General features: G+C 67.3%; 13 protein-coding genes. 9 read left to right on the top strand and 4 right to left on the bottom strand.

The features are described from left to right. The first annotated feature begins 147 nt into the window (after positions 1 to 147). On the top strand, positions 148 to 1,140 hold the full coding sequence (locus FVW20_RS14210; protein ID WP_196610130.1) for a UDP-glucuronic acid decarboxylase family protein: 993 nt from the start codon (positions 148 to 150) through the stop codon (positions 1,138 to 1,140). A gap of 99 nt (positions 1,141 to 1,239) precedes the next feature. On the opposite strand, the gene FVW20_RS14205 is transcribed toward FVW20_RS14210, so the two are convergent. Continuing rightward, the gene (locus FVW20_RS14205; RefSeq protein ID WP_196610129.1) at positions 1,240 to 2,109 is read right to left on the bottom strand and encodes a class I SAM-dependent methyltransferase; all 870 of its coding nucleotides are present in this window, start codon (positions 2,107 to 2,109) and stop codon (positions 1,240 to 1,242) included. A gap of 338 nt (positions 2,110 to 2,447) precedes the next feature. Here FVW20_RS14205 and FVW20_RS14200 point away from each other — a divergent pair, with 338 nt between their 5' ends. The 4 genes from FVW20_RS14200 to FVW20_RS14185 all read left to right on the top strand — a co-directional run bounded on the left by FVW20_RS14200 (position 2,448) and on the right by FVW20_RS14185 (position 7,674). Then, positions 2,448 to 3,917 (top strand): aminopeptidase, encoded by a 1,470-nt coding sequence (locus FVW20_RS14200; protein ID WP_196610128.1) that lies wholly within the window; start codon positions 2,448 to 2,450, stop codon positions 3,915 to 3,917. Positions 3,918 to 4,182: 265 nt separating this feature from the next. Continuing rightward, positions 4,183 to 5,364 carry an iron-containing alcohol dehydrogenase gene (locus tag FVW20_RS14195; RefSeq protein WP_196610127.1) on the top strand — a complete coding sequence of 394 codons (1,182 nt, stop codon included), beginning with the start codon at positions 4,183 to 4,185 and terminating at the stop codon, positions 5,362 to 5,364. A gap of 713 nt (positions 5,365 to 6,077) precedes the next feature. Next, a complete protein-coding gene (locus FVW20_RS14190; RefSeq protein ID WP_196610126.1) occupies positions 6,078 to 7,145 on the top strand; it encodes a DMT family transporter in 1,068 nt (355 codons plus the stop codon). Positions 7,146 to 7,335: 190 nt separating this feature from the next. Then, positions 7,336 to 7,674 carry a hypothetical protein gene (locus FVW20_RS14185; RefSeq protein WP_196610125.1) on the top strand — a complete coding sequence of 113 codons (339 nt, stop codon included), beginning with the start codon at positions 7,336 to 7,338 and terminating at the stop codon, positions 7,672 to 7,674. A gap of 247 nt (positions 7,675 to 7,921) precedes the next feature. On the opposite strand, the gene FVW20_RS14180 is transcribed toward FVW20_RS14185, so the two are convergent. Next, complete coding sequence (locus FVW20_RS14180) at positions 7,922 to 8,677, bottom strand: ATP-binding cassette domain-containing protein (RefSeq protein ID WP_196610124.1); 756 nt, start codon at positions 8,675 to 8,677, stop codon at positions 7,922 to 7,924. Further along, positions 8,674 to 9,243 (bottom strand): biotin transporter BioY, encoded by a 570-nt coding sequence (locus FVW20_RS14175; protein WP_196610123.1) that lies wholly within the window; start codon positions 9,241 to 9,243, stop codon positions 8,674 to 8,676. The genes FVW20_RS14180 and FVW20_RS14175 overlap by 4 nt, the downstream gene beginning before the upstream one ends. A gap of 378 nt (positions 9,244 to 9,621) precedes the next feature. On the opposite strand from FVW20_RS14175, the gene FVW20_RS14170 reads away from it, so the two are divergent. From FVW20_RS14170 to FVW20_RS14155, 4 genes are all read left to right on the top strand, one after another. After that, positions 9,622 to 10,404, top strand: coding sequence for a class I SAM-dependent methyltransferase (locus FVW20_RS14170; RefSeq protein WP_196610122.1), 783 nt, complete (start codon positions 9,622 to 9,624; stop codon positions 10,402 to 10,404). A gap of 265 nt (positions 10,405 to 10,669) precedes the next feature. Continuing rightward, complete coding sequence (gene nikR / locus FVW20_RS14165) at positions 10,670 to 11,089, top strand: nickel-responsive transcriptional regulator NikR (protein ID WP_196610121.1); 420 nt, start codon at positions 10,670 to 10,672, stop codon at positions 11,087 to 11,089. Positions 11,090 to 11,107: 18 nt separating this feature from the next. Continuing rightward, positions 11,108 to 11,887, top strand: coding sequence for a GTP cyclohydrolase FolE2 (gene folE2, locus FVW20_RS14160; RefSeq protein WP_196610120.1), 780 nt, complete (start codon positions 11,108 to 11,110; stop codon positions 11,885 to 11,887). Between the two features lie 287 nt (positions 11,888 to 12,174). Beyond that, positions 12,175 to 12,594 carry a flagellar basal body rod C-terminal domain-containing protein gene (locus FVW20_RS14155; RefSeq protein ID WP_196610119.1) on the top strand — a complete coding sequence of 140 codons (420 nt, stop codon included), beginning with the start codon at positions 12,175 to 12,177 and terminating at the stop codon, positions 12,592 to 12,594. Positions 12,595 to 12,969: 375 nt separating this feature from the next. On the opposite strand, the gene FVW20_RS14150 is transcribed toward FVW20_RS14155, so the two are convergent. Then, the coding region (locus tag FVW20_RS14150) for an AEC family transporter (protein WP_196610118.1) at positions 12,970 to 13,366 on the bottom strand (397 nt) is incomplete at its 5' end.

Below are 13,366 nucleotides of genomic sequence, written 5' to 3'. Positions count from 1 at the left end.
GCGCTGGCACAGGCCCTGGGTCTGCCCGGCTCACCCGATGCGGCCCGGCCCGGCAAGCGTGCGTCGCGCGCCCGGCGCGGCTAGCGAATTCCCGCACGGCCCAGCCCAACTTTCCGCTCCCCACAGCCCGCCAGCACAGGAGACCCCATGCAGCAAGGCGAATTCAAGGAACTGGCCCGCAAGCGCATCCTGGTCACCGGGGGCGCGGGGTTCATCGGCTCGCACCTGTGCCGCCGCCTGCTGGACCGGGGTGCGGAAGTGCTGTGCGTGGACAACTTCTTCACCGGCTCGCGCGACCACGTGCAGGAAATGCAGGACCACCCGCGTTTCGAACTGCTGCGCCACGACATCACCTTTCCGCTCTACGTGGAAGTGGATGAAATCTACAACCTGGCCTGCCCGGCGTCGCCCATCCACTACCAGTTCGACCCGGTGCAGACGACCAAGACCTGCGTGCACGGCTCCATCAACATGCTGGGGCTGGCCAAGCGGGTGAAGGCGCGCATCCTCCAGGCCTCCACCAGCGAGGTCTACGGCGACCCGGAAACCCACCCCCAGACCGAAGACTACTGGGGCCGGGTGAACCCCATCGGCCCGCGCTCGTGCTACGACGAGGGCAAGCGCTGCGCCGAAACCCTGTTCACCGACTACCACCGCCAGCACGGGGTGCCCATCCGCATCGCGCGCATCTTCAACACCTTCGGCCCGCGCATGCACCCCAACGATGGCCGCGTGGTCAGCAACTTCATCCTGCAGGCCCTGCAGGACAAGCCCATCACCATCTACGGCGACGGCAGCCAGACCCGCTCGTTCTGCTACGTGGACGACATGGTGGACGGCCTGACCGCGCTGATGCACGCCCCGGACGACGCGCACCTGCCGGTGAACCTCGGCAACCCGGAGGAGCGCACCATCCTGAACCTGGCCGAGATCATCATCGAGTTCGTCAACTCGCGCTCGACCATCGACTTTCGCCCGCTGCCGCAGGACGACCCGCGCCGCCGCCGCCCGGACATCAGTCAGGCGCGCGAAAAGCTGGGCTGGGAGCCGCGCGTGAGCATGGAAGATGGATTGCGCAAGACGGTGGAGTATTTCGAGGGGCTGCTGCGCTCGCGGCGGGAGGAAGGGGCAGAGGTGTAGCCACAGCCTCCCTTCGTACGGAAACGACAAAACCGCCCTCGACGGGCGGTTTTGTCGTTCGGGACATGCCCTGCGGCGCCACCTCGCAGGCAGCACCCGTTAACGCTTGCGCAGCCAGCAGATGCTGCCGAAGCACCCGGCTCCCACCCCTTGCAGGAAGGATTCCATGGAACGCAACGGCAGGCGCAATTCGGCCACCAGCGAGACATGGTAACTCGGCAGCAGGATGTCGAACCCCTGCGCCCCGTACAGCAGCAGGGTGGCAAGCATGTACTGTTCGCTGTAGTAGCGCTTTTCCCACCCCGGCGGGTAGTCGGCGGGCAGGCAGATGTCATGCACCCCGAACACGCATCCCGCCGGAAGCAAGGGCAGTATGTCCAGAAAAAAGGCCGTCACGTCGGAATTCTGCAAGGCCCTGTGGCTGCAATCCACGAAGACGAGGTCGTCGGCGGTGACGGTGTCGAAGAACGCGGGGTCCATGTCTTCGAGCGGACAGCGGATGACGGTTTCGCAAAGCCCGTCGATTTCCGCGCGGGGGCTGGGGTCGATGGACACGATGCGCGTGGGCGCTCCATGGTCGCGTATGGCCCGGGCCGCGAATTTGGTGGAATTGCCGGATCCCACCTCGATGAACCGCGCGGGGCGGCGTTCCGCCACCAGCGTGTAGATGCTCATGCCGTCCAGCGGCGGCAGCCAGCCGTTGTTCCAGTATGGACTGACGGGGTCCGCCGGAGCCTCGGCGGGTATGCCCCTGAATGCGGGTTCGTGCCGGGCGATGGCCTCCAGAACCGGGGCGTAGTCCGCCCTGCGGGCGTTGAACAGGCTCACCAGCCCCTGATGCAGCGGTTTTCCGTGCCCCCATCTGCTCACGGGCCGTACGGGATAGGGATCGTCCAGTTCGAGCAGCGCGCCCGATTCCCTGCGCGACGCCAGGTGATGCAGCAATGCCATGTATTTGTGATTGTTCACGGTATGCTCGCCGGCTGTTGATATGGAGGGGTGGCACGCCAAGATAGTCCACTTTTCCCTGCAACGCAAAACATCCCCGTTCTTCCGGCTTTCCGCATGCGTTCAGCCTCGCGTGCGCCGGGCACACCTTGTCTGTTCTTCAGCCCGTCCCCCGCCCCCCCCGACAGCCCCCCCCGGGAACAGGCATCTCCTCTTCCCACCCCCCAACCCCATTGTTGCCCCCCGCCGCAAGAGATATTACCTAGTCCTTCGCTGCGTTGCGAAACCCAACGCCCCTTGCGACACCTTCGCGGCACCGCGCCGCAACACATACGGGCATTTCCCCGAAAGGAACCTTCATGGACAAACTCGACTTCGATACCACCAGTTGCTGGGAAGCCTATGCCAGCGAAGAGCATCAGGCCGCCATGCGCGAACTGGCCGACCGCTACGTGGACTTCCTGTCCCGCTGCAAGACCGAGCGCGAAACCGTGGACTACGTGGTCACCCGTCTGCGCGCGTCGGGCTATACGGAAAACTTCGCCCACGACAAGGTCTACCGGGTGTTCAAGGGCAAGACCGTGTTCATCGCCCGCAAGGGCCGCGCCCAGTTGTCGCAGGGGCTGCGGCTCATCGGCGCGCACGCGGACACCCCCCGCCTGGACCTGAAACAGCGCCCGCTGCTGGAACAGGCGGGCATCGGCCAGGCCAAGACCCACTATTACGGCGGCATCCGCAAGTACCAGTGGCTGGCCCGCCCGCTGGCCCTGCACGGCGTGGTGGTGAAGGAAAACGGCGAGTCGGTGCGCATCACCCTGGGCGAAGACCCGGCGGAACCGGTGTTCACCATCGCCGACCTGCTGCCCCATCTGGCCCAGAAGCAGGCCGGGCAGACCATCGCCGACGCCTTCGAGGGCGAAAAGCTGAACATCGTGCTGGGGCACCGCCCCATGCCGAAGCCGGTGACGGAAGAAGCCTCCGGTGATGCCGCCGCTTCTGCCGAAACCGCCGCCGCGCCCGTAGCCGCCAACGGCAACGCCACCGCCTCCGACAGCACCTCCAAGAAGGATGCCCCCAAAGACCCCATCAAGGCGCGCATGCTGGCCCTGCTGCACGAAAAGTACGCCATCCGAGAGGAAGACCTGTACTCCGCGGAATTGCAGGCCGTGCCCGCCGGTCCCGCCCGCTACGTGGGCCTCGACGGCTCCCTCGTCGGCGGCTACGGGCAGGACGACCGCATCTGCGTGTTCGCCGCGCTGGAAGCCCTGCTGGCGGCGGACAATCCGCAACAGCCGCAGTGCGTGCTGTTCTGGGACAAGGAGGAGATCGGCTCGGAAGGCTCCACCGGGGCCAAGTCGCGCTTCTTCGAATACTGCATCGAAGACCTCATCGCCGCATGGCAGCCCGCCGCCCGCTTCAGCGACGTGATGCTGGCCACCCGCGCCCTGTCCGCCGACGTGCACGCCGCCATCGACCCCGACTGGCAGGAACTGCACGAGAAGCTCAACGCCGCCGTCATCGGTCACGGCCCGTGCTTCTGCAAGTTCACCGGGCACCGGGGCAAGTACGAGGCCAACGACGCCCACCCGGAATACGTGGGCTGGTTGCGCGGCGTGCTGAACGGCCGCAAGATTCCGTGGCAGATGGCCGAACTGGGTCGCGTGGACGGCGGGGGCGGCGGCACCGTGGCCATGTACCTGGCCGCCTACGGCATGGACATCATCGACTTCGGCCCGGCTGTCCTGTCCATGCACAGCCCGTTCGAACTGGCCAGCGTGGCCGACCTGTACGCCACGCGCCTTGCCTACACGGCGTTTCTGGAAAAGTAGCCGCACGCCGCGACGACACATCCATCCCGCGCGCCGGTCGCCTTGCCCCGAACGGAGACTTGCGGACCCGGCAAGGAACCGGCGCGCGGACTTTTTTCCCCTCGGCTTGCCGGGCCTGCCCCTGGACGTCAGGTCGGCCATCAGCCTCCGGTTGCCCGAAGCCCCGACGTTCGCCCGGAGTCCTGCCTACGTCCGACTTGAATCAGGCCGCCCGACATCCCGCAGTCCCCCACCGCGCCACCGCGCACAGCCCAAGGAGATCGCCATGCTCGACTTCACGTTCCACATGCCCACCCGCATCATCTTCGGCGCGGGCAGGCTGGCCGAGCTTGGCCGCACCCGCCTGCCGGGCCGCAAGGCGCTGGTGGTGATCAGCGCGGGCGGCTCCATGCGGCGCACCGGGCATCTGGACAAGGTGCTGGCCCTGCTGGCGCAGAACGGCTGCGCCACCGTGATCTTCGAAAAAATCCAGCCCAACCCCGTGCTGATCCACGTGGACGAGGGCGCGGCGCTGGCCCGCGCCGAAGGCTGCGACTTCGTGCTGGGCCTTGGCGGGGGCAGCACCATCGATTCCGCCAAATCCATCGCGCTGGCCACCGCCAACCCCGGCTCGTACTGGGACTACATCCAGAGCGGCACCGGCGGGCGCAAGCGGCCAGAGCGCCCGGCCCTGCCGGTGGTGGCCATTCCCACCACGGCGGGCACCGGCACCGAGGCCGACCCGTGGACGGTGATCACCCGCGAGGACACCAACGAAAAGATCGGCTGGGGCGATGATTCCACCTACCCCGCACTGTCCATCGTGGACCCCATGCTGATGGTCAGCGTGCCCCCGGCGGTGACCGCCATGACCGGCATGGACGCCTTCTTCCACGCGGCGGAGGCGTATCTTTCCACGGCGCGCCAGCCCTCCAGCGACCTGCTGGCGCTGGAGGCGGTCAGCCTTATTTCCCAGTTCCTGCCGCAGGCGGTGAAAGACGGCAACTCGGTGCAGGTACGCACCATGCTGGCGTGGGCGTCCACGGCGGCGGGGCTGTGCGAGTCGCTGTCGTCGTGCATCTCGCACCACTCGCTGGAACACGCCCTGTCGGCCCACCACCCGGCCCTGCCGCACGGCGCCGGGCTGGTCATGCTGTCCCTGCCCTACTTCGAGGTGATGGCCCGCTTCCAGCCCAAGCGCTGCGCCGATCTTGCCGTGACCATGGGCGAGGACATCGAGGGCATGGAACTGCGCGAGCAGGGGCTGGCCCTTGTCACGGCGCTGCGCAAGCTCATCGCCGCCGTGGGGCTGGATGGCCTGAAGATGTCCGACTACGGGGTGACCCGCGAGGAGATACCCGCCCTGGCCCGCAATGCGCGCGAAACCATGGGCGGGCTGTTCGCCGTCACCCCGGTGGACCTGCGCGAGGATGCGGTGATTGCGATTTTCGAGAAGGCGTACCGGTAAGGGGCCATTTCCAAATTGTCCCTTCGCCCGTTGGGTCCGACCCGGAGGGCGCGAAGCGTGCCCGTCAGGCGAGCTTGCTGGCGTTACGGGCATCGTGCGCAACGCCGTCAGACTTCGCCAACGAACGAAAACCCTGATCCAGAAAATGGCCCCTAAAGGAAATGCGGCGCGACCCTCGAGAACAGGCTTGCGTGGCGCGGATGCATTGCGCAGATGCGGGTACTCTGCAGGGAAGTTCCCGTTCCCTTGCGCAACTCGCCGCAAGTTTCTGATGCTTCTGTCCGGCAGCCTTTCTTCCTTGTATCCCGCGCCGGTCTTTCCGGCGCGGGGGGGCTGGTGCGGACGCGATGCAAGAAATTACGATTTCTTGTGGCCGGGCAAGGCGGCTTGGCGTTTTTGAGCGGAGATCGGCAGCCGTCAGGCGAGCGCAACGCGCGAGTCTTGCGGATGGCGAAAGCAACGCTGTACGTTGGTACGCGAGCATCAAAAATGCCAAGCCAACGCCGCTCGGCCACAAAAGCGGCAGCCGTCAGGTAAGCGCTTGCGCGAACCTTACGGATGGCGACCGCACAGCTACGGACTTTGCAGGCAGCATGTCCGCGCCAAACACCCCACCCACCCCAACCGCAATTTCCTGCAAAAACTCCGTGCAAGACGCACAGCCTTGCAGCGCGATACATCCGGCGCACACCATAACCACGGAGACGCCTTCCATGTCCGATTCCGCACCCTGTGCGCCCGATGCCGCCGCCATCACAGACGCCGCCGACACCGTGCCCCCTTCCGCCCACGCCCCCGAACTTTCCGGCCATGCCCCCGCCCGGGCCTCGCTGCTGTTGCCCGCACTGGCGGCCCTGGGCGCGGTAACCCTGTGGGGCCTGTCCTTCCCGGCCATGAAAGTGGCCGTGCAGGCCCTTGGCCCCATGCCGCTGATGTGGGCGCGCATGATGGTGGCCATGGCGCTGCTGGCACCCTTCGCCACCCGGTTGTTCCCCTCCCGCACGGTGACCGTGGCGTCATCCGGCAGGCTGGTGCGGCGCGGCTTCTGGAGTGGCGTGCCCCGGCGGCACAAGTTGCTGCTTCTGCCCACGGTGCTGTTGCAGCCGTGCCTGTACTTTTTGTGCGAATCCAATGCCATGCAGCTTACCACGGCATCGCAGGCCGGGGTCATCTCCGCCTCTGTGCCGTTGCTGGTGGGCGCGGGGGCATGGCTGTTTCTGGGCGAACGGCCTTCGCCCCGGTTGTGGGTGGGGGTGGCGTTTTCGTGCACGGGGGTGGCCTGGCTGACCCTGTCCGGCGGCGCGGGCACCGAATCCGCTCCCGACCCGCTGCTGGGCAACATCCTGGAACTTCTGGCCATGGTCTGCGCGGCGGGCAACATGGTGCTGGTGCGCAGGCTGTCCGCACATGGGGAGCATGGGGGGCACGGCGGCTTTCGCTGGAACCCATGGACCCTCACGGCATTGCAGACCCTGGCCGGGGCGCTGTTCTTCGCGCCGGGGGCGTACGCGGTGCTGGCCGGTGCCGGGCAATGGCCCGCCGACGTGGTGCTGGCCGTAATCTATCTGGGCGCGGGTTCGTCGCTGGGCGCCTTCGGCCTGTTCAACTGGGCCACCAGCCACCTGCCCGCCAGCAGCGTGGGGGCGTTCATCAACCTGGTGCCCGTGGCCGCCGTGGGGTTCGGCTGGCTGTGGCTGGGCGAAACCCTGAACGCCACCCAGATGCTGGCCGCCGGTGTGGTCATGGTGGGCGTGGCGCTGGGCACCGGGCGCAGCAGGTAGACGCACCGCGCCGCAGCAATGCTGGCGTCGCCACCCCGCATTGCTGCATCTTGACGCGACTGCAAACAGGCATGACAGTATGCACAGCAGCCTCCGGCTGGGCGGGATCAAACCGCTCCGCCGGAGGCTTGCATGGCTGGTCAGCACCCCGTCCCAGCCAGCCCAACGCCCATTCATGAGGAGGCGCACCATGTGCAAGACCTGCAATTGCGGCACCGGCAGCGAACCGCGCGAACACCGCCACGCGCACGCCCACGGCAAGGGCGGTGAACATCGGCACGACCACGAACACGCCCACGAGCATGCCCACGTGCATGAACACACCCATGCCGACGGCACCACCCATGCCCACGAGCACCGTCACGTCCATACCCATGGGCACGGACACGAACATGGTCACGGCGCCGCCGGGCACGATCACGGGCACGACGGGCACGAACACGAGCACGTCCACACCCACGAGGCGCACAGCCACGACATGGGGCATGCCCACGACGGCGGCGACACCCACGACCACGAGCACGGCTAGTCGCCGGGGAGGAATCCCCTGCCGACAACGGCGCCAAGGCATCCCTCCCGGTGACGGCCCCGGGGGCAAACGCCCGGAGCCAGACCCGATACGCCAGACCAGATACGCCGGACGCAATGCACCTGACGAAGGACACCGAGGGCCAAACGCCGAACATGACGCAACCCCGCGCGGGAAACGTCCCGCGCGGGGCTAGGTCGTGCCTGCCCCCCGGCGTACCGCGCATTGCGTACCCGGAGGCGCGCCCTCATTCGTAGGGAACGATCTCGCGCCGCGCCGTCCATGAACAGGGCGGGCGGATGCCATGGGCGCGCACCCGGTCCAGCACGGCGGCGGGCGGGCCGAACAGCACCTGCCGCCCCCCGTCCAGCACCAGCATCAGGTCGGCCATGTCCACCACCGGCTCCAGTTCGTGCACCGAGACCACCTGGGTCAGCCCGGCGGCCCGGTTGCGGGCCAGGATGTCGCGCAGTTCCAGCGCCGCCGGATGATCCAGCCCGCTGAACGGCTCGTCCAGCAGCAGCAGGCCAGGCGCGGCAAGCAACGCGGCGGCCAGGCACAGCTTGCGCTTCTGCCCGTAGGACAGGGTATGCACCGGACTGTCCCAGTGCGCGGCAAGGCCGAACCGGTCCGCCGCCTCTCGCGCGGCGGCAAGGGCGGTCGCGCCTTGCGGGGTGTGGGCGGGCGGCGCGGTAAGCAGCAGATCTTCCGCCACCGTGGCCCCCAGCATCTGCATGTCCGCGTCCTGCAACACCAGCGCGGCATGGCGGCGTAGCGCGGCTTCCGCGCCGGGGCAGTGGTGCCCGGCCACGTCCAGCGTGCCGCCTTCCGCCCGCAGCAGCCCGGCCAGCAGTTGCAGCAGGGTGGACTTGCCGCTGCCGTTGACGCCGCACAGGCACAGCAGCGCGCCTGGCGGCACGGAAAACTCCGCCCCGTCCAGAGCGGGCGGAGTTCCCGCCGGGGTGCCGGGATGGGTGTAGCGCAACCCCTTGGCGACGATCATCGGGGCAACAGCCTTCGCACGGCCAGAAACCGCCATGCAGCCACGGCCAGTACGACCTTCACCACGTCGCCGGGCAGAAAGGGCAGCACGCCCACGGCCACGGCGCGCGCCACGTCGATATCCAGCACCTGCATCAGCCGGGCCGCGCCCGCCAGATAGGCCACGGCCAGCCCGGCAAGGCAGCAGCACAGGGCCAGTGCGACACGGGGCAGGCGGATGGCGGCGTCCCGCGCTTCACGGCCCCTCAGCCCGCCGAACCCGGCGATGCAGGCCATGCAGGCGAACCCGAACAGATAACCCCCGGTGGGGCCCAGCAGATGGGCGAACCCGGCCTTGCCGCCGGAAAACACCGGCAATCCCATCACCCCGGCCAGCACGTACAACAGCATGGCCCCGGCCCCGCGCGCCGGGCCAAGCACCAGCCCGGCCAAGGCCACGAACAGGGTCTGCAAGGTCACCGGCACCGGCCCCACGGGCAGCATGACCATGGCCCCCACGGCAATGAGCGCGGCCATCAGGGCCGTCCAGACAAGGCGGTGCAGGCCCGCCAGCGGGGCGTCGTGCATGTGTCTCCCGTCCGCGCGTCCGCGCGGGGTTGTGGTGTGCGCCCGCAACATAGGGCCACGCCCCGCGCCGGTCAACGAGGCGACGCGAAGGCGGAGCGGCGGTGATCGTGTGTTCGCACCTGACCAGGCCATCCCCGTCCCTGCCATTACCCCGCCCCTGCCAGCGAAACCCTGCCTTTCAGCGTCCCCACCCGCGCCCGCGCACTGACGGCATGGAGCGCGGGGGGCGGCAGGCAAGGAAGGTACGCTGGTCGTGACCGGAATGTACTGTGCGGCACATGGCGGAAGCGGGCGGCGCAGCCTGACGCGGCATCACGCCCTTCCCCGCTCCATACCGATGGTGGACGGGCGCGGGCGTCCCTGCTATCCGAAACACCCATGTCCACCCCGCCATCTTCCTCGTCCGGCGCTTCGTCCGGATCCGCGCCCGCACGCTGCCGCCCCGACACCTACGCACCCGTGGTCGAGGTGCATGCCTGTGGCCGCGCCTGGACGCTGGAGCGCCACGCAGACCTCGAATCGCTGTGGGAAGAACTGGCCGCCTGCGATGCCCCCAACCCCGTTGCCGATACCACCGGCACAACGAACGCGGCACGCGCCGCCTTCGTGGACGACGAGCGGCTGCCCTACTGGACCGAACTGTGGCCCGCCAGCCTTGGCCTGGCGGAGTGGCTGGCCGAAAACCGCGCCGCCCTGCAAGGCCGCCGCTGCCTGGACCTGGGCTGCGGGCTGGGGCTTGCGGCCATCGTGGGGCAGTGGCTGGGCGCGCGGGTCATCGGCATGGACTACGAGGAAGAAGCCCTGCGTTTTGCCCGGCTGAACGCCGCGCGCAACGGCGTGGCGCAGCCCCTGTGGACGGTGATGGACTGGCGCATGCCCGCCGTGGCTGCCCGTTCGCTGGACATGGTCTGGGCAGGCGACATCATGTACGAGCGCCGGTTCGTAACACCAGTCAGCGACTTTCTGGACTATTCCGTGGCACGCGACGGGATGGTCTGGGTGGCGGAACCGGGCAGAAACGTGTACGCTACCTTCCGCGAAACCCTGGAGGCCCGTGGCTGGACCACGCGTTGCGCCCGCACCATGCAGGTGGACGCGCTGTACAGGCAGGCCGAACGTGTCACCATACATCTCTGGGAGATGCGCCCCCCGCGCACCTAGGTTTCCTCCAAATTGTCCTTTTGCCCGTTGGCTACGTCAAACGTCGCCCACCATATCGGTCGAATACGATAAGAGCGCGCTGCGGACCTCCTCCGTAAGGCTCGCATGCTCGCCTAACGGTTAAGGCATACTCCCTCATGGCGGGCTTGTTTTCCTTGCCAACGGACAAAAATCCTAATTTGGGGTTCGCCCTGAAACTTCGCCTCCATTCAGGATTTCATCCAACATCCCGCAGGACACCGCCACCGCAACCACAGGAGCCGTTATGGGCCGCACAATCCGCTTCGGCGTCTCCCTCGATTCCGACCTGCTCGAAAAGTTCGATGCCCTGTGCGACGACCGCTGCTACCAGACCCGGTCGGAAGCCATCCGCGACCTGATCCGCAACACCCTGGTCCAGCAGGAATGGGAAGACACTGACCGCGAAATCGCGGGCACCCTGACCATCGTGTACGACCATCACAAGAGCGACCTGGCCCAGCGGCTGACAGAAATCCAGCATGACCACCACGGCATCATCATCACCTCGCTGCACGTGCACCTGGACCACCACAACTGCCTTGAAGTGCTGGTGCTGAAAGGCCCCGGCGCGGAAGTGCGCGCGCTGTCGCAGCGGCTCATTTCCACCAAGGGCGTGAAGCACGGCAAGCTTTCGCTTACCACTACCGGTCAGGATCTGACGTAAGGATTTTTCAGGCATCACATGGAAGACGTACAGAACAGCCCCGCACTCGTGGCCATGCCCATCGACCGCGTGGGGGTGAAGAACCTAAAGCTGCCCCTGGTGGTCCGCGACAGGGCCCAGGGCAGCCAGCATACCGTGGCCACCGTGGACATCGGCGTGGATCTGCCCGCGGAATTCAAGGGCACCCACATGAGCCGCTTCGTCGAGGCGCTGGAGAACTGGTCCGAGGAACTGGACTACAACTCCATGAAGCGCCTGCTCGAAGACGTGAAGGAACGGCTGCACGCCCGCAAGGCGTACGCGCTGTTCCGCTTTCCCTACTTCGTGCGCAAGGGCGCGCCCTCCACGGGCAGTTCCGGCCTGGTGTGGTACGAATGCCGCCTGACCGGCGAACTGGGCGACGGCAAACCCTCGTTCCTGCTGGAACTGGAAGTGCCGGTGATGACCGTATGCCCGTGCTCCAAGGCCATCAGCGACGAAGGGGCGCACAGCCAGCGCGCCGTGGTACGCATGTCCATCCGCATGACCGGGTTCAGCTGGATGGAGGAATTCATCGACCTGGCCGAGGCGGCGGGTTCGTCGCCGGTGTACACCCTGCTGAAGCGCGAGGACGAAAAGTACGTCACCGAGGACGCCTTCGCCCACCCCACCTTTGTGGAAGACGTGGTGCGCGCGGCGGCCCAGCGCCTGGAAGCCCACCCGCACGTGGCCTGGTTCCGGGTGGAGGTGGAAAGCTTCGAATCCATCCACTGCCACAACGCCTTCGCCAGCATCGAGCGGGAAGTGCGCAAGGGCTAGCCGTCCCTGCAGCCGGGCGCGGTTTTCGCGCCGCCCTTTTCGCAGACCGTTGCCCAATCACACGCACTGCAGGCATCCCCGGCAACCATCCGCCGGGGATGCTTTTTTCGTGCGCTCGCGCCGAGCGCAAACCGCCGCGCCGTCACGCGCGCGATTACTCTTCCCGCCTTCCGTGTCCCCCCGGCCCCCCTTGCCCCCCGTGACAGGCGTCGTAATCGGTTTTAATATCTGTTCAGGGGACGGGGACAGGAAACGGGGGGAGACCGCCTCCGCGCAGGAGACACGCCATGATCGACGGATTCGGCACACCGCTCGGCGCACTGGATGCCTTCGGCACGTCCATGGCCGTCACGGCCAACAACGTGGCGAACATGAACACGGACGAATTCCGTGCGTCCGACGTGCGTCTGCAAACCGGTCCTGCCAGCCAAGACGGGCAGGACGGACAGGACGGGCAGGAGCGGGGCGTGCAGGTGGCGGAAATCCGCCAGAGCACCACCGAAGGTCCGTTGCGCATGGACCTGCGCCGCGTGGTGCATGAAGACGGCAGCGTTACGGTGGAGACAGGCGCCATAGAAGGCAGCAACACCGACGTGGCCAACGAGATGGTCAGCATGCTCACGGACCAGCGCGCCTTTGAAGCCAACGCAGCCGTTGTGCGCGCCCGGGACGAGATGACGGGGATACTCGTCGACCGCTTCGTATAGGGGCTGCTTCCAAATTGTTCTTTCGCCCGTTGGCCACGTCAGATTTCGCCTGCCATCTCCGTCGAATACAGCAAGAGCATACGCCTTCATGGCAGGCCCATTTTCCTCGCCAACGAACGAGAATCCTCCTTTGGAAATCGCCCCGGCCCCCGAAGCCCTTGCCCGCCAACCGGGCCGTGCTTATCCTGAAAGGAAGGAAGGAAGGAAGGAAGGAAAGGCAGGCGAGCGGAAGGCCCGCTGCAACCGAGGGGCACCGCCCCGCAATCCACCGGCGCACGCGCCGGGCAGAGCCAAGGCAACATGTGCGCCGCGTACCCGCAAGGGTATGCGGCGCGCTTCTTTTTCGCCTTTCTCCCGCCTTCTGGGGGATGGCCGCTACAACAATTCCAGATGCCGCAGCAGCACCACGGTGCCGAACAGCGTCAGCGCGGAAAGAATGGTGCTCACCACGATGGCCCGCGAGGTGTCGCGCGTGCCCGCGCCATAGCTTTCCGCCACCACGTAGGCCACCGCCGCCGTGGGCATGGCCGCGAACAGCACCCCCATGCCCAGCCAGTGCCCGCGCACCCCCAACGCCCACAGGCACAGCCAGGTCAGCGCCGGGTGGGCCAGCAGCTTCACCGCGTTCACCGCCACCTGCCGGGCCAGCGGCGAAGGGGACTGCGGGTCGCATTCACCGCTGCCGTTCCCGTCCCGCCCGTTCCTCTCGGACGGGCAGCCCGCGCCTTCCGCCGTCAGCTGCGCGGCCAGCACCATGCCGATGCCGAACAGC

Origin of the sequence: Nitratidesulfovibrio oxamicus (assembly GCF_015731765.1) — a bacterium.
Lineage (GTDB): Bacteria > Desulfobacterota > Desulfovibrionia > Desulfovibrionales > Desulfovibrionaceae > Cupidesulfovibrio > Cupidesulfovibrio oxamicus.
Note: the sequence above shows the minus strand (reverse complement) of the source record. Positions and strands in the feature narration are given on the sequence as shown.